The organism is Shinella sp. GW821-FHT10F02, from assembly GCF_058809275.1.
On the sequence record NZ_JBXASL010000009.1, the window covers coordinates 278,223 to 296,755 of the forward strand.

General features: G+C 63.7%; 20 protein-coding genes. 7 read left to right on the top strand and 13 right to left on the bottom strand.

The features are described 5' to 3' along the window. Window positions 1–60: 60 nt before the first annotated feature. Window positions 61–1,167, bottom strand: a complete 1,107-nt coding sequence (hppD, locus tag AC1RWL_RS26960; protein ID WP_256117481.1) for a 4-hydroxyphenylpyruvate dioxygenase — start codon at window positions 1,165–1,167, stop codon at window positions 61–63. 129 nt (window positions 1,168–1,296) lie between these two features. On the opposite strand from hppD, the gene AC1RWL_RS26965 reads away from it, so the two are divergent. The 3 genes from AC1RWL_RS26965 to AC1RWL_RS26975 all read left to right on the top strand — a co-directional run bounded on the left by AC1RWL_RS26965 (window position 1,297) and on the right by AC1RWL_RS26975 (window position 2,755). After that, window positions 1,297–1,755 carry an Lrp/AsnC family transcriptional regulator gene (locus tag AC1RWL_RS26965; RefSeq protein WP_493096429.1) on the top strand — a complete coding sequence of 153 codons (459 nt, stop codon included), beginning with the start codon at window positions 1,297–1,299 and terminating at the stop codon, window positions 1,753–1,755. A 118-nt stretch (window positions 1,756–1,873) separates the two neighbouring features. Next, window positions 1,874–2,038, top strand: a complete 165-nt coding sequence (locus AC1RWL_RS26970) for a hypothetical protein (protein ID WP_439624510.1) — start codon at window positions 1,874–1,876, stop codon at window positions 2,036–2,038. A gap of 75 nt (window positions 2,039–2,113) precedes the next feature. Next, the gene (locus AC1RWL_RS26975) at window positions 2,114–2,755 is read left to right on the top strand and encodes an MBL fold metallo-hydrolase (protein ID WP_493096631.1); all 642 of its coding nucleotides are present in this window, start codon (window positions 2,114–2,116) and stop codon (window positions 2,753–2,755) included. A gap of 55 nt (window positions 2,756–2,810) precedes the next feature. Here the strand turns inward: AC1RWL_RS26975 and AC1RWL_RS26980 are convergent, their stop codons facing one another. The 5 genes from AC1RWL_RS26980 to AC1RWL_RS27000 all read right to left on the bottom strand — a co-directional run bounded on the left by AC1RWL_RS26980 (window position 2,811) and on the right by AC1RWL_RS27000 (window position 6,594). After that, window positions 2,811–3,296 (bottom strand): BA14K family protein, encoded by a 486-nt coding sequence (locus AC1RWL_RS26980; protein WP_493096428.1) that lies wholly within the window; start codon window positions 3,294–3,296, stop codon window positions 2,811–2,813. 137 nt (window positions 3,297–3,433) lie between these two features. Next, entirely contained in the window at window positions 3,434–3,649 is a 216-nt protein-coding gene (locus tag AC1RWL_RS26985) for a cold-shock protein (protein WP_064330734.1), read from the bottom strand. Between the two features lie 416 nt (window positions 3,650–4,065). Beyond that, on the bottom strand, window positions 4,066–5,235 hold the full coding sequence (locus tag AC1RWL_RS26990; RefSeq protein ID WP_493096427.1) for a PQQ-dependent sugar dehydrogenase: 1,170 nt from the start codon (window positions 5,233–5,235) through the stop codon (window positions 4,066–4,068). A gap of 74 nt (window positions 5,236–5,309) precedes the next feature. Continuing rightward, window positions 5,310–5,510: a hypothetical protein gene (locus AC1RWL_RS26995; RefSeq protein WP_256117474.1), complete on the bottom strand. Its 201-nt coding sequence runs from the start codon at window positions 5,508–5,510 to the stop codon at window positions 5,310–5,312. Between the two features lie 175 nt (window positions 5,511–5,685). Continuing rightward, entirely contained in the window at window positions 5,686–6,594 is a 909-nt protein-coding gene (locus AC1RWL_RS27000; RefSeq protein WP_493096426.1) for an EAL domain-containing protein, read from the bottom strand. 325 nt (window positions 6,595–6,919) lie between these two features. Here AC1RWL_RS27000 and AC1RWL_RS27005 point away from each other — a divergent pair, with 325 nt between their 5' ends. Together AC1RWL_RS27005 and AC1RWL_RS27010 are read left to right on the top strand one after the other, a co-directional pair. Next, window positions 6,920–8,122: a pyridoxal phosphate-dependent aminotransferase gene (locus tag AC1RWL_RS27005; protein ID WP_256117472.1), complete on the top strand. Its 1,203-nt coding sequence runs from the start codon at window positions 6,920–6,922 to the stop codon at window positions 8,120–8,122. Window positions 8,123–8,240: 118 nt separating this feature from the next. After that, the gene (locus AC1RWL_RS27010; RefSeq protein ID WP_493096425.1) at window positions 8,241–8,489 is read left to right on the top strand and encodes a hypothetical protein; all 249 of its coding nucleotides are present in this window, start codon (window positions 8,241–8,243) and stop codon (window positions 8,487–8,489) included. Window positions 8,490–8,504: 15 nt separating this feature from the next. Here AC1RWL_RS27010 and AC1RWL_RS27015 read toward each other — a convergent pair whose 3' ends face one another. The 5 genes from AC1RWL_RS27015 to trxB all read right to left on the bottom strand — a co-directional run bounded on the left by AC1RWL_RS27015 (window position 8,505) and on the right by trxB (window position 13,732). Beyond that, window positions 8,505–9,599 carry a calcium:cation antiporter gene (locus tag AC1RWL_RS27015; RefSeq protein WP_493096424.1) on the bottom strand — a complete coding sequence of 365 codons (1,095 nt, stop codon included), beginning with the start codon at window positions 9,597–9,599 and terminating at the stop codon, window positions 8,505–8,507. A gap of 156 nt (window positions 9,600–9,755) precedes the next feature. Next, on the bottom strand, window positions 9,756–10,877 hold the full coding sequence (locus AC1RWL_RS27020; protein WP_493096423.1) for an alkene reductase: 1,122 nt from the start codon (window positions 10,875–10,877) through the stop codon (window positions 9,756–9,758). 29 nt (window positions 10,878–10,906) lie between these two features. Further along, a complete protein-coding gene (locus tag AC1RWL_RS27025; protein WP_493096422.1) occupies window positions 10,907–11,218 on the bottom strand; it encodes an ArsR/SmtB family transcription factor in 312 nt (103 codons plus the stop codon). Window positions 11,219–11,746: 528 nt separating this feature from the next. Then, window positions 11,747–12,643 (bottom strand): LysR family transcriptional regulator VtlR, encoded by an 897-nt coding sequence (locus AC1RWL_RS27030; protein ID WP_256117466.1) that lies wholly within the window; start codon window positions 12,641–12,643, stop codon window positions 11,747–11,749. A 114-nt stretch (window positions 12,644–12,757) separates the two neighbouring features. Next, window positions 12,758–13,732, bottom strand: a complete 975-nt coding sequence (gene trxB, locus AC1RWL_RS27035) for a thioredoxin-disulfide reductase (protein ID WP_493096421.1) — start codon at window positions 13,730–13,732, stop codon at window positions 12,758–12,760. Between the two features lie 248 nt (window positions 13,733–13,980). On the opposite strand from trxB, the gene AC1RWL_RS27040 reads away from it, so the two are divergent. Further along, entirely contained in the window at window positions 13,981–14,448 is a 468-nt protein-coding gene (locus AC1RWL_RS27040) for an Lrp/AsnC family transcriptional regulator (RefSeq protein WP_256117464.1), read from the top strand. Here the strand turns inward: AC1RWL_RS27040 and AC1RWL_RS27045 are convergent. Both AC1RWL_RS27045 and AC1RWL_RS27050 read right to left on the bottom strand, forming a co-directional pair. Then, window positions 14,420–15,403: a mitochondrial fission ELM1 family protein gene (locus AC1RWL_RS27045; RefSeq protein ID WP_493096420.1), complete on the bottom strand. Its 984-nt coding sequence runs from the start codon at window positions 15,401–15,403 to the stop codon at window positions 14,420–14,422. The genes AC1RWL_RS27040 and AC1RWL_RS27045 overlap by 29 nt on opposite strands. 1 nt (window position 15,404) lies before the next feature. Next, window positions 15,405–17,627 carry a glycosyltransferase gene (locus tag AC1RWL_RS27050; RefSeq protein WP_493096419.1) on the bottom strand — a complete coding sequence of 741 codons (2,223 nt, stop codon included), beginning with the start codon at window positions 17,625–17,627 and terminating at the stop codon, window positions 15,405–15,407. Window positions 17,628–17,755: 128 nt separating this feature from the next. On the opposite strand from AC1RWL_RS27050, the gene AC1RWL_RS27055 reads away from it, so the two are divergent. Then, on the top strand, window positions 17,756–18,487 hold the full coding sequence (locus tag AC1RWL_RS27055) for a hypothetical protein (protein ID WP_493096418.1): 732 nt from the start codon (window positions 17,756–17,758) through the stop codon (window positions 18,485–18,487). The last annotated feature ends 46 nt before the right edge of the window (window positions 18,488–18,533 follow it).

Genomic DNA, 18,533 nt, shown 5'->3' on the forward strand with positions numbered 1-18,533 from the left:
AAGAGGCGGCCGCTTGCGCGACCGCCTCCTCCTTCCCCGCATGGCTTGGTGCCGCGGTCGTTATTCTGCTGCCGCGATGACGCCGCGGCGGATCTGGTCTTCCTCGATCGATTCGAAGAGGGCGCGGAAGTTGCCTTCACCGAAACCTTCGTCGCCCTTGCGCTGGATGAACTCGAAGAAGATCGGGCCGATCACGGTTTTCGAGAAGATCTGGAGGAGGATCTTCGTCATGCCACCGTCGACGACGCCTTCGCCGTCGATCAGGATGCCGTGTTTCTTCATGCGTTCCACCGGCTCTTCATGGCCGACGACGCGCACATAGGAGCGGTCGTAATAGGTCTCCGGCGGGCCGGGCATGAATTTCACGCCGTTTGCCGCGAGCTTGTCGGTGGCGTCGTAGATCCCGTCCGTGCCGACGGCGATGTGCTGGATGCCTTCGCCCTTGTACTTCTTCAGGTATTCGACGATCTGGCTCGTCTCGTCCTTCGATTCGTTCAGCGGAATGCGGATCTTGCCGCAGGCGGACGTGATGGCGCGCGAGACGAGGCCGGTGATGCGGCCGTCAATGTCGAAGAAGTGGATCTGCTTGAAGTTGAACAGTTCGCGGTAGAAATCCCACCACTTGTCCATGTTGCCGCGATAGACATTGTGGGTCAGGTGATCGAGGAAGTAGAAGCCGACGCCTTCCGGCTTGGGGTCGCGCGCGCCCGTCCAGTCGAATTCCGCGTCATAGGCGGAACCCTTGGCGCCGTATTTCTCGATGAAGTAGAGCAGGGAGCCGCCGATGCCGACGATGGCAGGCACATCGAGCGCCTTGTCGTCGCCGTCATAGGGCGTGGCACCCTTGGAAACGGCATGCTCGAAGGCATGTTTCGCGTCGACCACGCGCCAGGCCATCGAGGCGGCGCAGGGGCCGTGCACGTCGGCGAACTTCATGGCATGCGAGCCGGGCTCGGCATTGATGACATAGTTGATGTCGCCCTGGCGCCAGACGGAGATCGCCTTCTCGCGGTGGGTGGCGACCTTGCTGTAGCCCATGCGGGCAAAAAGCTCTTCCAGCTTTTCCGGCTCGGGATGGGCGAACTCGACGAACTCGAACCCGTCGGTGCCGGCCGGGTTGTCGGCGGTGATCACGGCCGGCGGTGCGTCATGCGGGAAAGGTCCCATGGTTCGTCCTCCTCGATTGGATCTGGGAGGAGTATGGCGCGTCTTCCATGCAATGTGCGTGCATAGTGCTTGCCTTTTGGCAAATCGATGCGATGTTCTTGCATGAATAGCGAAAAAGGGGGGAAATTCATGCAGCTCGACGACTTCGACCGAAAGCTGCTGCTGCATTTGCAGCAGGATGCGCGCCTGACGAACAACGAGCTGTCGGAGCGCATCAACCTGTCGCCCTCGCAATGTTCGCGCCGGCGCATCCGGCTGGAGGAGGAGGGCGTCATCCGCGCCTACCGCGCGGAGCTCGACCGGGAAAAGCTCGGCCTCGGCATCGTCATCGTCGTCACGGTGACGCTCTCCACGCACAACCGCGACAATGCGGTGCGCTTCGCGCGGTTGATTTCCAACCTGCCGGAAGTGCTGGAGGCGTTTTCGCTGACGGGGGAGATGGACTACATCATCAAGGTGGTGGTGCCGAACCTGAAAGCGCTCTCCGCCTTCGTCAACGACGTGCTGCTGCCGCACGAATCCGTCTCGCATGTGAAGACGGCGATCGTGCTCGATACATTGAAGGAAACGACCGCCTTGCCGCTCTGAGAATTGTTGCCCTTCGGCAACAGCCGTCCGCATTGCCCTGTTCCCGGCGGAACACGTTGGAGTCCGGTGCCGTTGTAGAAACCAGACACACACGGACAAGATGTCAGGGAACAGGACAATGCAGTCGAACTCCACCAGCCAGCACAACCCGGTCGCGACGCGCCTGCGTCCCGTCGTCTATCTCTATGCCGCGGTCAATATCGCCGTCGTCGCGTTGCTCTTTTCCACCGTCTCGCCGACGCTTGCGACCGGCCCCGCGCAGGAGCTGGCAAGCCTGCGCTGAGTTGGCGCTTGGTCTTCGCTCTGCCTTGCGGCTATATCAGGCGCAAAGCGGCAACCGAGCGAGGACCCCATGGGCATGCTTCAGGCGGGCATCATTCCCGTCACCCCCTTCCAGCAGAACTGCACCATTCTCTTCGACAACGAGACGAAGGAAGGCGTGGTCGTCGACCCCGGCGGCGACGTCGAGGTGATCCTGCAGACGGTGAAGGACAACGGCATCACGGTGAAGGAAATCTGGCTGACCCACGGCCATATCGACCATGCCGGCGGCGCCAAGGAACTGAAGGAAGCACTCGGCATCGACATCGTCGGCCCGCACAAGGACGATCTCTCCCTGTTGCAGCGGCTGGAGGCGCAGGCCTCGATGTTCGGCGTGCCGATGAAGGTCAGCAATGTCGTGCCGGACCGCTGGCTCGAAGATGGCGATAAGGTCTCCTTCGGCGACCATGAGTTCGAGGTCTATCACACGCCGGGCCACGCGCCGGGCCACGTCATCTACTTCAACCGCGGCCAGGGTTTCGCCCATCTCGGCGACGTGCTGTTCCAGGGCTCGATCGGCCGCACCGGCCTGCCGGGCGGCAACCACCAGCAACTGCTGGACTCGATCCGCGACAAGGTGTTCCCGCTCGGCGACGAGGTCGGTTTCCTCTGCGGCCACGGCCCGGGCGGCAAGATCGGCGAGGAGCGCCGCACAAACCCGTTCCTGCGGGGCCTCTAGAAACGAAAAAGGCGGGCGCCCATGGCGCCCGCCTTTTGATGTCGGACCGCTCGCCTCAGCCGGCGGTGCAGAAGTGCTCCAGGCCGTCATAGCCGACGAAGGTGCCGGTGTTCGGGTTGAACGACTGGTAGCGCTGCGAGCAGTAGTTATACCAGGACTGGGTCCAGGGCTCATAGGTCGGCACGACGACCGGCTGGCGGTAGATCACGCGCGGCTCGGGCTCCGGGTAATAATCCGGCTCCACATAGACGCGGCGTTCTTCATAACGCGGCTGGTTGGCGATCGCGTTGCCGATGATGACACCCGTGGCCAGGCCCAGGGCGCCACCGATGACGGCATCGCGGCCATGGTTGCGACCGTGATTGCGGCCATAGTCGCGGTCGCGGTTATGGCGGCGCGGCTTGCGATATTCGTAGGGGTCGCCTTCGCGCCAGTAGCCGTCACGATTGCGGTCGCGTGCTTCAACGACGCCCGCGGTTGCGGTGAGCGTCGTCGCGGCGACGGCAGCGGACAACACGAGTGTCTTGATGAATTTGTTCATAGTGCCGTTCCTTTGGACGCCGGCCTTTGCCGGTGATGACGGGAACAAACTAAAAGAGTACGGCTGAACGGTGGCTGAACGAAAAAACCCGGCATCTCTGCCGGGCTCCAACTTGAAAATCCTGAGTGAAAGCCGGTTCAGCCGGCGATCTGCAGGTTGACCGCCTTCGGCCCCTTGCCGCGACGATCAGGTTCCGTGTCGAAGCTTACCTTCTGGTTCTCGGAAAGGCCGTTCAGGCCGGAAGCCTGCACAGCGGAAATGTGTACGAAGATATCCGCACCACCGTTGTCGGGCTTTATGAAGCCAAAGCCCTTCTCGGTGTTGAAGAATTTTACGGTGCCAGTCTCGGCCATGCGTCAGGTCCTTTTCTCTCTGCCCGTATATTTGGCGGCGGGCAGCATATAGTTTTGCCCCAAGGGGCGTTAGGCAGGCAGTTCTCGAGGTTGAGGAAAGGGTCCTGTTTTCACCGCAGCCAGCCATCCCCAGACAATCTTATGGACTGTGCGGATCTTGGCTGCCCGGAATTATTTCGCGTCTCCGGCGCGCTTTTATTCAAGGTCTTCCCGTGTTCGCAAATTGCCCGAACGGCGCAAGAGTGATGCGTTTGTGTGAAATTGGCAAGCAAAAGTTTTGGGGTGTGTTTGATGTGCCTCACTTTGGTCAAATTCCGGGCGATTGCCGAAAAATGCCGCAGGTTACAGGCGCGTCGCACCGTCTGGTATGACTTATATTGTGAGGCTCAAAGCAACGTGCGCGGCGGGCGCCGCCGTCACTCCGTCGCGCTCGCGCGGGACACGCGCAGTAGTGTGCCGCTGGCATCGTCGGTCAGGAGAAGCAGGGCTCCGTCGGGGGCCACGACCACATCGCGGATGCGGCCGAATTCGCCGTCGAACAGCCGCTCTTCCGAGACGATCGCCCCGCTCTCGTCACGCTCCAGGCGGGCGAGGAGTTGGTATTTGAGCGCCGCGACGAGCAGGTTGCCGTCCCATTCCGGGAACATCGCGCCGCGGTAGACGGCAATCGCACCCGGCGCAATGGACGGGTCCCAATAATAAAGCGGGTCCTCGAAACCCTTGGCCGATGAGCCGAGGTCGAATTCGGCGCCCGAGTAGTGCCGGCCATAGGAAACGAGCGGCCAGCCGTAGTTGCGGCCGGGCTGCGGGTTGTTGATCTCGTCGCCGCCGCGCGCGCCATGCTCGGCCGACAGCAGCGTGCCATCCTTCGGGTCGATCGCTAGGCCTTGCGGGTTGCGGTGGCCCTTCGACCAGATCTCGGCAAGCCCGTCGGAGGTGCCGAGGAAGGGGTTGTCGGCATGCGGGCTGCCATCCGGATTGATGTGCAGGATGGCGCCGGCATGGTCGCGCGGGTCCTGCGCGCGTTCGTCCTCGCCACGGTCGCCGATGCCGAAGAACAGGCTGCCGTCCTTGGCAACCGCGATGCGCGAGCCGAAATGCTGGCCGCGCGGCGTAAGCCGGCTCATCAGGAAGATGTGTGTCGTGTCTTCTAGCGCGGTGTCGTCGGCTGAGAGTTTTGCCTTCGCGACCGCCGTGCCCGCGCCGCCATCGCCCCTGGCGCTATAGGTCAGGTAGAGCGTGCGGCTCGTCGCGAAATCGGGGGCCAGCGCGATATCGAGCAGCCCGCCCTGGCCGTTCGTGGCGACGGCGGGCACGCCGCTGATCGGGGCGGAAATCCGGCCGTTCTTCACGAGGCGAAGCGTGCCCTGCTTTTCCGAGACGAGATAGCCGCCATCCGGCAGGACTTCGACGGACCAGGGCTGTTTCAGGCCGGTCGCCAGCGTCTCGACGACGAGTGGGGCCTTCTTGCTGGGGAATTCGCGGGTTTCTGCGGCGGCGGGGGAGGTGGCGAGCATGGCGGCGAGGAGGAATGCCGCGGTCGCGCTCTTTACAATGGCCTGCACGCGCCGAATGTCCTGTCGCATCACCGTCTCCCGTCCTTCGCCGTTAACTGGCCCAGAGCGGGGCGGCTTTCAAGAGCGCAGTCGGCGCGGTGGCGTCACTTTTGCGTGGGCTGAAGGTCGGTGGCGGTCTTCTCGATGCCGGACGTCTTGATCGTGTCGAGTGCCACGGCCGGCGGCGACATCAGGCTGATGACCATCGCGACGCAGGCGGCAAGCGCCGTCATGGCGATCAGGAACATGGCGCGGGCTTCGCGCACCTTCGGCTTGTTGCCGACCTTGTCCTCGTCCAGAAACATCGTTTTCCCCTTCGTCTTTTTCGCTTTGCCGTGACATCGAAAAAGCCCGCCGAAGTCGGCGCTTGAAGGACCGAATTGCGGCAAGGCACGGCATTTATTGTGGCGAAAAGATGGCAGGGTAAAAAAGCCGGATTTTCAGTGTGTTCGGTCGAATAGACCGCCCGGTTCCGCCGTTCTAGATGCCTCTTCGGCCGAACTGGCGGAGGGGGCGGACGACGCGCGTTTCGGCGGGTGCGGCGCTTGCTGCCGCGGTGAGTTCGGCCAGCGCCTGCACGGGCTCGTCCTCAAGCTCGGGGTAGGTGAGGTTGAAGCTCGTCGGCGCCAGTTCCGGACGGGCGAGCAGGTAGCCCTGCATCAGCGGCCCGCCCATCTCGCGGCACATCTCGATCATCTCCGGCTCCTCGATGCCGGCGACGATGGCGGTGATGCCCTTCTGGGCGAACTGGCCGATAACGACGCGCAGCAGCGCAAGGCCGGCGGAGTTTTCGGCGAAGCTGCCGAGCCAGGCCGTGTCGAAGGTCACGAATTGCGGCTGCAACCGTTGCAGGCGTTCGAGGTCGCGGTCTTCGCCTGTATAGTCGTCGATGGCGATGGCGAAGCCGCTTTCGTGCAGGCGCATGGCGAAACGCGACAGCACGTCCGGGTCGTCATAGGGATGTTCGCGAATCTCGCAGGCGATGCGCGCCGGCGGCAGGCCAGCCTCGTGGGCGGCAAGCCGCAGCCACTCCACCTCCTGGCGGATCGCCGGCTGCGTCAGGTAGAGGCCTGCCTGGAAATTGATGATGAGCGCCGCGTCTCGGCGGCCGAGCGCCCCGGCATTCAGGATATGCAGGCTGCGGCAAAGGCCGTCCACCGCGGCGCGCTCCTCCGGCGGCACGCGCTGGAAGAAATCGGCCGGCGAGCAGGGCATGTCGCCCATGCTGGCGCGGATCAGGCCCTTGAACGCCGAGATCTGCAACCGGCCGTCCGCCCGTTCCGAAAAGATCGGCTGGAGGGCTGATTGCAGCAGATAGGGGCCATAGAGCGCGCTGAGGGCGCCGTCCGGTTGACGGACGAGATTGGAAAATATGCTTCTTTCGCTCATGCAGCGCACCATCCGCCGGAACGATCACGACGGGGCCAGCATAGGCGGCACCCCTTAACGGCACCTTAATCTTTCGCGTAAAAATCTCTATTGTTAAAAGTCGTTTCAACCAATTAGTGTGATGATTTCACGACGTCGCCCCAATTCATTCGCGTCGTTGATGGCGTTCATGAAATTTTGCGTGCACGCCCGGCTTTTCCGCTTTTTTCGCCCTTCGCGCTTGCAAGACCGGCGCACATTCGACATAGACCTAACCGCTATGGAGCCCGGCGCTCCGGGTCCATGGCGTCAAGCCGTCTTTGAACCCGATGAGGACATCTCCATCATGGCCTTTCTTGCCGACGCCCTTTCCCGTGTGAAGCCTTCCGCCACCATCGCCGTTTCCCAGAAAGCGCGCGAGCTGAAAGCCAAAGGCCGTGACGTCATCGGGCTTGGTGCAGGTGAACCCGACTTCGACACGCCGGACAATATCAAGCAGGCGGCCATCGACGCGATCAACCGCGGCGAGACGAAGTACACGCCGGTCTCCGGCATTCCGGAGCTGCGCGAGGCGATCGCCAAGAAGTTCAAGCGCGAAAACAACCTCGACTACACCGCGGCGCAGACGATCGTCGGCACCGGCGGAAAGCAGATTCTTTTCAACGCCTTCATGGCCACGATGAACGCGGGCGATGAAGTCGTTATCCCGACACCTTACTGGGTGTCCTACCCGGAAATGGTGTCGCTGTGCGGCGGCACGCCGGTCTTCGTCGCGACGACGCAGGAAAACAATTTCAAGCTGAAGGCCGAAGACCTGGAAAAGGCGATCACGCCGAAGACCAAGTGGTTCATCTTCAACTCGCCCTCCAACCCGTCGGGCGCTGCCTACAGCCATGACGAGCTGAAGGCGCTGACGGACGTCTTGATGCGCCACCCGCAGGTCTGGGTGCTGACCGACGACATGTACGAGCACCTGACCTATGGCGACTTCAAGTTCGCGACCCCGGTCGAGGTCGAGCCCGGTCTCTACGACCGCACGCTGACGATGAACGGCGTCTCGAAGGCCTATGCGATGACCGGCTGGCGTATCGGCTATGCGGCCGGCCCGCTCTCGCTCATCAAGGCGATGGACATGATCCAGGGCCAGCAGACCTCCGGCGCGTGCTCGATTGCCCAGTGGGCGGCCGTCGAGGCACTGAATGGCACGCAGGCCTTCATTCCGGAAAACAAGAAGATCTTTGAAGGCCGCCGCGACCTCGTCGTCTCCATGCTGAACCAGGCCAAGGGCATCGAGTGCCCGTCGCCGGAAGGTGCCTTCTACGTCTATCCGTCCTGCAAGGGGCTGATCGGCAAGACCGCGCCGTCGGGCAAGGTCATCGAGACGGATGAGGATTTCGTGTCGGAACTGCTGGAATCGGAAGGCGTGGCCGTCGTGCACGGCTCGGCCTTCGGCCTCGGCCCGAACTTCCGCATTTCCTACGCCACCTCGGAAGAGCAACTCGAAGAGGCCTGCAAGCGCATCCAGCGCTTCTGCGCGGCCTGCAAGTAACACGGCCTTTGCCACCACAATCGAAACCCGCCGGAGACGGCGGGTTTTTTGTTTTCGGGCCGTGACATTTCCGCTTTCGCTTCCGATATAGGGAAAAGACGAACATCGGAGCAGGACCATGAAAGCCAAGTCACTCCCCATCGCCGGCCTGGTGACCCTTCTCGCCGCCACATCCGCGCCTGCCGCGGACGGCTATGGCAATGCCGAGCGGGGCGATGCAGCGCCGCATGGCAGGATCGTGGTCAACGACCGCGCTGAGGCGATGTCGATCTATGATTATTTCCTGAACAATCCGGGCAAGTCCCGCACCGTGCGCTTCGATCCGGGCGAATATTACAAGGGCCTGACCCGCGAGTACGACCGCTAAAGGCCGATCCTCCCTCTATAAGCCGATCATCGTCAGCATGATGAAGGTGGCGAAGAGGATGAAGTGCGTCATGCCCTCGATGGCGTTCGTCTCGCCGTCATTGAGGTTGATGGCGGCGGCGATCAGCGTGATCATCACCATGACCGTCTGAACGGGCGTCATCGCCATGACGAAGGGCTGGCCGGTATAGAGCGCGATCGCCTCCATCACCGGCACCGTCAGGATGACGGTGGAGAGCGAGGCGCCCATGGCGATGTTGACGACCGACTGCATGCGGTTGGCAAGCGCTGCGCGCAACGCCGTCAGAATTTCGGGTGCCGCCGAGATCGCCGCCACGACCACCGCCATCAGCGCCGGCGGTGCGCCGGAGCCCTTGAGGCCCACGCCGAGCAACACGGACATCACTTCCGCAAGCGCGCCGATCAGCACCACGCCGAGAACGATGACGATAATCGAGAAGGTCGCCGGCTCGTTTTCGTCCGGTGCCTTGCTCGGCAGGCCTTCCTTTCGCTCGGCGCGCGGATAGGCGTAACTGAAGAAATAGCTGTGCGGGCCGACCTGCATGCGCAGGAAGACGCCGTAGAGCGCGATCATCGCGCCGATGGTGAAGGCGGAATAGAGGTGCCAGCTTTCGCGCGGCACGAATTCCGGCACGACCATGGAAATGCCCATGGCCGTCAGGATCATCACGCCATAGGTCTTTCCCGAATCGTCATTGTAGGGCTGCTCGCCGTGGCGGATGCCGCCGAGCAGGGCGGCGAGCCCGAGGATGCCGTTGATGTCGAGCATCACCGCGGCATAGATCGTGTCACGCACCAGCGTCGGCGAGGTTTCGCCCTGCATCATGATCGCCAGCACGACGACCTCCACCAGCACCGCCGCGAGCGTCAGGATCATCGTGCCATAGGGATCGCCGACCTTCGAGGCGAGGATTTCCGCGTGGTGCGCGATACGGGTCGAGACGAGGATGATCGCGACGACCAGCGCGAAGGCCGCGACGAGCAGCGGCAGGCGCCCCATCTCCAGGAGGCTGTGTTCCGTCGCATAGGCGAGGATTGCGGCCGCAAGGCCGACGAACAGGACACGTTCCTTGATGAGGCTGGAGAGCATGGGCGGGCGGGCTCCTCGGCAGATGCGCTTGCCATAGATGTAGCCGAGCCGCGCCAAAAGGAAACGCCCGCGGTGGAGGAAACCGCGGGCGTTTTACCTCCACGGGGGAGGCGGGTGCGGGCGCGCCGGATTGCGGCGACGTGCCCGCACGGGATGTCAGGCGACGTTTTCGAGGATCGGGTAATCCGTGTAGCCCTTGGCGCCGCCGCCGTAGAAGGTGCCCTGGTCCGGGGCGTTCAGCACGGTGTCGTTCTTCAGGCGGTCCACGAGATCGGGATTGGCGATGAAGAGTTTGCCGAAGGCGACGAGGTCGGCCTTGTTTTCTTCGATGGCGTCGATCGCGAGTTCGCGGTTGTAGCCGTTGTTGACCATCCAGGCCGCCTTGCCGCCGGCAGCCTTGTAGGCTGCGCGCAGTGCCGCATAGTCGAACGGCGTGTCGCCCTGCTGGTGATCGCGCGGGCCGCCCGTGGCGCCTTCGATGACGTGGATATAGGCGAGGCCGTACTTGGCGAGGCCTTCAACGACATAGGTGAAGAGCGGCTGCGGGTTCGGATCGGAGGAATCGTTGGCGGGCGTTACCGGCGAGATGCGGATGGCTGTGCGGCCAGCGCCGATTTCCGCGGTGATCGCATCGACGACCTGGAAGAGCAGGCGGGCGCGGTTTTCGATCGAGCCGCCATATTCGTCGGTGCGCTGGTTGCTGCCGGAGCGCAGGAACTGGTCGATGAGGTAGCCGTTGGCGGCATGGATCTCGACGCCGTCGAAGCCGGCATCGATCGCGGCGCGGGCGGCGCGGCGGTAATCCTCGATGATGCCCGGAAGCTCGTTAAGCTCAAGGGCACGCGGCTCGGAGGTTTCGGCGAAGGTGCCGGTGCCGTCCTCGTTGATGAGGTAGGTCTTCGACTTGGCGCGGATCGCCGACGGGGCGACCGGCTTGCCGCCGTTCGGCTGGAGCGTGTCATGCGAGATACGGCCGACATGCCACATCTGCACGACGATCTTGCCGCCTGCCTTGTGCACGGCGTCGGTCACCTGCTTCCAGCCTTCGAGCGCTTCCGGCTTGTAGAGGCCCGGCACGTCGGCATAGCCCTGGCCCTGGTGGGTGATGGCGGTCGCTTCGGTGATCAGCAGGCCGGCGGTGGCGCGCTGCTCGTAATAGGCGGCGTTCAGCGTGTTCGGCACGGCGCCCGGCGAGCGGTTGCGCGTCAGCGGCGCCATGACGATGCGGTTGGCGAGCTGGATATCACCGATCTTGAGGGGGTCGAAGAGCGAGGTCATGAAGGGTCCTATTCTGGCTTGGGAAGCGCTCAGAGTGCGCGGTTGATGTGGTGGAGAAAGGCCGCGATCTTTTCGTCGTCGCGTTTGAAGAACACCCACTGGCCGACCTTGCGCGTGGTGACGAGACCGGCGCGCTGCAGGGTGGCAAGATGGGCTGAAACCGTGGACTGCGAGAGGTCGCAGCGCTTTTCGATCTGGCCGGCGCAGACGCCGAAGTCCAGGGGATGCTCCTGCCCGGCGAAATGCTCGCCCGGCTCCTTCAGCCAGGCAAGGATCTCCAGCCGCTTGGGATGGGCAAGCGCCTTCAGGATTTCGATTTCGTCGGTGTCGGGCGTGGTCATCTCTATCGTGATCTGTCGATGATTATATCGGATGTTCCCGATATTGTGTTCGCCGCTTGCCGATACAAGGGGGCCACCTCAAAAAAACGGGCCAAAAAAATCGGCAAAAAAAGAGGGCCACAAGCGAAGCCTGGGCCCTACAGTTGTGAAGGTTTATAACCTCCAGAGGGGAACAGCCAACGCGCGGCACTGGGAGGAGAAAGACCGCAAGTGCGTTGGCTGTCATAAATATGGAGAAGGGGAGCCGCTTCTTCAAGAGAAGGACGTGCCAAGTTTTCTAACAATGTTGAAAATTTTGCCTTGGTTAATGAAAGGCAAAAAAAGAGGGCCGCAAGATGAACTTGGGCCCTTTATAGTTTTGAAGGTAATAAAACCTCCAGAGGGGAACAGCTGCTGCGGTGGCACTGGGAGGAAAAAGCCACCAAAGTGCATCAGCTGGGTGCGATATGGTGGTTTTTTGGGCATACATCAATCATTTAATGTGCATGCCAGCCATGCATTGGGCGCAGGCCTTGCCGATCACCCTTTTTAGAAGTTCCAGTTGCGTGCCTTGGCGACGATGAAATCCCTGAAAACCTTGAGTTTCGCGGAGTTCTTCATCTCGCTCGGATAGCAGAAATAGGTATCGAAGGACGGGATGTCGGCGCTCACCGGCAACTGCAGGAGGCCGGGATCGCGCCCGACAATATAGTCCGGCAGCATCGCGACGCCGATGCCGAGCAGGCAAGCGCGCTTGATCGAGGTCTGGCTGTTGATTTGCAGGATGGAGGGGCGGGGATTGTCCGAATCGCGGCCCGCGATCTCCAGCCAGTTGACGTCGAGCAGGTAGTTCGGCGCCGGCTCGCCGAAGGTGATGATCTTGTGGTTGTCGAGATCGTCGATCGACTGCGGCTCGCCGTAGCGGTTGATATAGGAGGGCGCGGCATAGACGTGCATGTGCACGGTGAAGAGCTTGCGCTGGATGAGGTCCGACTGCTGGGGCTCGCGGAGCCGAATGGCGCAGTCGGCGTGGCGCATGTTCACGTCCAGCTCCTCGTTGTCGAGGATGAGCTGAACCTGCATGTCCGGGTAGAGCGCGAGGAATTCCTGCACCTTGTCCGTCAGCCAGCCCTGGCCGAGGCCGACCGTGGTGGTGATGCGCAGCTTGCCGCTCGGCTTCTCGGTGTTTTCGGTGAGCTGCACGCGCACGCTTTCGAGCTTCATCAGCACGTCGTGGGCGGTGCGATAGAGGATTTCGCCCTGCTCGGTGAGGATCAGGCCGCGGGCATGGCGGTGGAAGAGCTTGATGCCGACATCCTGCTCCAGCGCACTCACCTGGCGGCTGATGGCCGATTGCGAGAGGTGCAGCTTGTCTGCCGCATGCGTGAACGAGCCGGCCTCGGCCGCGGCATGAAAAATCCGCAGCTTGTCCCAATCCAGCGGCATTCTATCCCCCATATGTCTTTATGGCGGGGAACCATAGGTTTCCCGCCTGGTCGCTGATTCAACTGTTCCCACGTGGGAGGTCGGATCGTATCCGCCTCCCTTAGTTGGCGGCTTCTACTCGGCCGCAATTGCGACAGGCATATGACCTGCAAGGTATTTTTCGGTTTCCAGAGCCGCCATGCAGCCCATGCCGGCGGCCGTGACCGCCTGGCGATAGATGTCGTCGGTGACGTCGCCTGCGGCAAAAACGCCCGGCACGTCCGTCGCCGTGGAATCGGCCGCCGTCCACAGATAGCCGTTCGGCTTCTGGCGCAGCTTGCCCTTGAACAGTTCGACCGCAGGCGCGTGCCCGATCGCCACGAAGACGCCGTCGATGGCGACGTCGCGCGTCTCGCCGGTCTTCACGTTGCGCAGCTTCACGCCGTTGACGGAGGCCGGCATCGGGGGCTTCGGATCGGCGCCGAGATATTCGACGACCTCATGGTCCCAAACGATCTTGACGTTCTCCTTGGCGAACAGGCGCTCCTGAAGGATCTTTTCCGAGCGGAAACCGTCGCGGCGGTGAACCACGGTGACGGTCTTGGCGAGGTTCGAAAGGTACAGCGCCTCCTCGACGGCCGAATTGCCGCCGCCGACGACGATGACGTCTTTGTTGCGGTAGAAGAAGCCGTCGCAGGTGGCGCAGGCCGACACGCCAAAGCCCATGAACTTGTGCTCGGTCTCGATGCCGAGCCACTTCGCCTTGGCGCCGGTGGCGATGATCAGCGCGTCGGCGGTCCATTCGGTGCCGCTGTCGGTGGAGATGCGGAAGGGGCGCACGTTCATGTCGACATTGGTGACGAGGTCGTTGACGATCTCGGCGCCGACATGTTGCGCCTGCTTCAGCATCTGCTCCATCATCCAGGGGCCTTGGACCGGATCGGCATAACCCGGATAGTTTTCCACGTCGGTGGTGATCATCAACTGGCCGCCCTGTTCCATGCCGGCGATCAGCACGGGCTCCAGCATGGCGCGGGCGGTGTAGATGGCGGCGGTGTAGCCGGCAGGGCCGGACCCGATGATGAGCACCTTTACATGACGGGCAGACATGGTCGTTCCTTTCGGGGTTCTTGCCCCAATCGCCAAGCCGCGCGGTTGCGCGCAGGCATCGGCCAGCGTGTCGTTGTTCGACCTTCATTTATGAAGGGAGTGCCGCGAGTTTCAAGTGCGCGTGCGGCTTTGCCAACAGACAAGCGAAGGCGCGTGACATATTTGTGCCTCTTGCACTAACAATGTTGCGCTGATGCGGCGATTCGGGTCACATCCGGTCGTCATCCTGAAAGGTTTCGAAAAGTCCCATGTTCCGTGCCGAACTCGACGCTATCGACATGCGTATCCTGAAAGAGCTTCAGGCCGACGGCCGGATGACCAATGTGGAGCTGGCCGCCCGCGCCGGAATTTCTGCGCCGCCCTGCCTGCGCCGCGTGCGAAAGCTGGAGGAGGCAGGCATCATCGAGGGCTATACGGCGCTCCTGAACGCGCCGTCGCTCGGCTATGATCTCGTCGCCTTCTGCATGGTCGGGCTGAAGCACCAGTCGGAGGCGAACCTCAAGGCCTTTGCCGCCGCCACCGGCGAATGGTCGATGGTGCGCCAGGCCTGGATGGTCTCCGGCGACAGCGATTTCCTGCTGCACTGCGTTGCCGAAAACCTCACCCGCTTCCAGGATTTCGTCATCGAGGTGCTGACGGCCAATGCGCAGGTCGATACCGTGCGCACCATGCTGACCATCCGCCAGGTCAAGAAGGTCGGGCTGGTCGAGCTCTGAAATCCCGAAAACGCGACAGGATTTTTTCCGCAAGCTCCGGCGTGGAATTCACCGGCGCATGGCCGCCGCTGGCAGGCGCCTCGGGAAACCGGCCGATTGTGGCTTCCCTCGAAAGTGCCGCGATGAAGCGGTCTATCTTGTCGTGCCGCCCGGAGGGCTGGAAGATCTGCACGGGCACGCCCAAAGCGGCTGCCTCGCCCACCATGTTGGTCGAATCGCCGGTAACGACGATCTCGTCGGCCCAGGCGAGATAGGCGAGCAGCGGGTTTTCCCCGGTGCCATCCCAGAAGCGGGCATGCGGCGCCGTTGCCAGATCGGCAAGGGCCGTGACGAGTGCCGGCGGTGTGCGGCGCGAGGCCGTGATCATCAGCCCACATCCTTCGTCGAGTTTTGCGCGCAGCCCGCCGAGCAGGCGGTCGATATCGCCTTGCGTGAACCGGTGATGCCGGCCGTTGCCGCCGATGAGTACGGCGATGCGCGGTTGGGGCAGGGGTGCGAGTGCTGCCTCGAAGGCGGCATGGGCCTCTGCCAGCCGTTGCGGCGAGAGCCGGTTGGGGGCGGTGGTGACGACGAGCACATCCTCGCCGCGCGGTGCGTCGTGCTGCTGCACGATCATCAGGTCCGCGCCGTGGCGGCGGGTGCGCGGGTCCTTGAAGAGCACACAGTAGGTGGCCGGCGAGAGGGCTTTCAGCTTGCGCAGATAGGGCACCGCGCGCCGGCCCGTGGCGAGGCAGATGTCGGGCCACGGTGGCGCGAGCGGCGAGCCCGGTTTCGACGGCGCGTGCTTCGGGTCGATCGGCCCCCAGGGCATCAGCCAGGTGAAGGCGCGGCGCGGCGTGACGCGGCGCAGGATTGGCGCGGCACCCAACGCTTCCGCAAGGCCGATCAGCGGCTGTTCGTCGCCGGCCTTGCCGTCCGTCAGGACCCAGAGGACGGGGGCGCCGCTTTCCGCCATCTCAGGACCGCGACCCCGTCAGGAGCTTTTCGTAGACGGAAAACTCCTTTTCCAGCATCTGCTGCGTCGTGAAATTCGCCAGGACGTGTCGCCGGCCGTTTTCGCCCATTGTGGTGAGACGTTCGGGGTTGGAAAGAGCGTCTTCCAGAGCTGCGGTAAGGGCTGCGACATCGCCGGGTGGCACGAGCCAGCCGGTCTCGCCGGGCAGCACCGTTTCGAGGCTGCCGCCGTGGTTCGTGGCGATCACGGGCGTTCCCATCGCCTGGGCCTCGATCGCCGCGCGGCCGAAGGCTTCCGGATCGGTCGAGGCGGAGACGGCGAGGTCGGCCGCGGCGAGGATAGCGGGCACGTCGCGCCGGCTGCCGGTGAAATGAAGCCGGCCTTCGAGGCCGAGGCGAGCGCTGTCGCGCTGCAATTCGGCAACCAATGCCTCCGAACCGCCGCCGATGAAGGCGAGGCGCAGGTCTGGCCGGTCAAGGCGGGCGGCGGCTTCCAGCAGCACGGCATGGCCCTTCCACCGCGTGACGCGGCCGACCATTACCACCAGCGGCCCGTTCGCCGTCGCCCCAAGCTCTGCCCGGAGCGCCGCACGGGTTTCGGCCGAAATGCTTGCGGGGTCGAAAAGCGCCGGCTCGACGCCGCGGGGGGCGACGACCACGCGGGCTTCCGGAAAACCGTAGACCTCGGTGATGTGCCGGCGGATGAACTGCGAATTCGCGATGACCAGCGGCGCGCGCAACATGGCGCTGTTGTAGAAGCGCTTCAGGGCATTGCCGTGGCTATAGACGCCGTGAAAGGTCGTCACGAAATGCACCGGCCGTTTTGCGAGACGCCGCGCCAGCAGGCCCACCCAGGCCGGCACACGGCTGCGGGCATGGATGATGTCGATGCCTTCCGCATCGACCAGACGTGCGATGGCGCGGGCGGCCGACACGGCGGCGAAGGGCGATTTCTTGCCGACCGGGATTGTCACATGCCGGGCGCCGGCGGCCTCGGCCGCGGCCACCAGCGGGCCACCGGCGCTGGCGATCCAGTTCGCTACGCCGAGGGTGCCGAGATGGCCGGCCATTTCCACCGCGCTGCGCTCCACCCCGCCATCGCCGAGCGCCGGCAGGAGCTGGATGATGCGCGGTGCCGCGGCCTCTCCGTCGCGCACGGCAAAATCCTTGATCTTGCGCTGCCAGGTCTGTTCGCGGGCGTGCCGGGCGGCGTTTTCCCCAAGGCGCTCGCGAAGCGCACGGTCGCCGAGCAGCCTGTCCAGCGCCGCCGTCACGGAGGCGCCGTCGGCGCCGTCGCAGAGCAGGCCGGTCTCGCCGTCGAGCACGGCGTCGGACGCGCCGCCGTCGCGGCCGGCGAGGCTCGGCACGCCATGCCAGGCGGCTTCGAGATAGACGAGACCGAATCCTTCGACCGAGTTGCCCTCGCGGCGGGCGGGCATGGCGAAGGCATCGGCGAGTTGGAGAAGGGCGGCCTTATCGTCCTCCGAGACGCGGCCGTGGAAGACCACGGCATCCGCGGCGCCGGCCTCCCGGGCGAGGCTTTCCAGCCGCGCGCGATCCGCGCCGTCACCGGCGATGTGGAGTTTCAGGCCGGGATAGGCCGGGCCGAGTTTCGCCACGGCTTCGATCAGTTTGTCGACGCCCTTGCGCGGCTCCAGCCGGCAGAGCGTCATGACCTGCAACCCGTCGCCATGGAGGGTGCGCAGCGCACGCACCCGTTCCGGATCGGCGTCCGACTGCGCGGGAACCGTGGGGGTGACGACGCGCAGGCGCTCGGCCTTCACGTAAGGGGCCGCAAGGCCGGCGGTGAAGGAGGAATTGGCGATGACGTCCGCCGCCTTGGCCATGGCCGCGCGGATGCGCTCGGCCTTGCGCGCGGAGGGCGTTGCCGGGAACTCCATGCCGTGGGCGAGCACGGTGATCGGCACCGCGACAGCGCCGAGGTTTTCGACGCTTTTCCACGTATCGGCGATAATCTGGTCGAAGGCGCCGTTACGGACCAGTTTCTCCGCCGCGCGCGCCTTGCGCCAGCGCCGCAGCGGCTTCCAGCCGGAAAAGCGCGTGATGCGGAACGGCCGCTTTGGATCCGCCGCGTCCGCTTTGCCATCGGCGAGAACCGTGACGGCGTGCCCGCTTTCCTGAAGCGCGAGCGCCATCGATCCCATCATGTTTTCGATCCCGCCGACGTCAGGCGGAAAACATTGCGTCAGTATAAGGATGTTCATCGTGATGATAGGCTGTCGGGGCTCGATGGGGCTGCCCGCGCGCGACGGCGGCGGCATGTTTCGCAGAACTCCTATCACCGCGGGCCGATATGGTCTATGGAGGCGCGCGCGACAGGAGACGATGACGAATGCAGACGATAGCATGCATGAAATGGGGCACGCGATATCCGGCGGATTATGTCAACCGCCTGTGGTCCATGATCAAGCGCAACACGGTTCGCCCGACCCGGCTCGTTTGTTTTACGGAAGATCCGAGCGGCATCGACCCGGCCGTCGCCGTCTTCCCGCTGCCGCCGATCAACATTCCCGAGCGCGTGGCCTGGAAGCCGTGGCGCAAGATCTCGCTGTGGCAGGCGCCGCTGGCCGATCTCGAAGGGGATGTGCTGTTCGTCGATCTCGACGTGGTCATCACCGGGCCGCTCGATGACTTCTTCGACTATGCGCCGGGCCGCTTCTGCATCGCGGAAAACTGGACGCAGCTCGGCAAGGGCATCGGCAATACCTCGGTCTATCGCTGGACCGTCGGCACCAACACGCACATCTTCGACGATTTCATCCGCGACCCGGATGCCAAGGTCAACAAGCATATCATCTCGCAGCGCTACGTCTCGGCGGCCGCCGAGGGCATGACCTACTGGCCGGCCGAATGGTGCGTCAGCTTCAAGCACACGCTTTTGCCGCGCTGGCCGATGAACTTCTTCAAGGACGTGCCGCTGCCGTCGGCCACCCGCATCGTCGCCTTCACCGGAAAGCCGGACCCGGACGAGGCGGTGATCGGCGAATGGCCGGTCAAGGCCTGGTGGAAGAAGGCCTACAAACACGTTCGGCCGACCAAGTGGATCGACGAGAACTGGCGCTAGGTTTTTGCTTTGCCGCATTGTCCGACGCCAAAGCGATGCCGCTTCG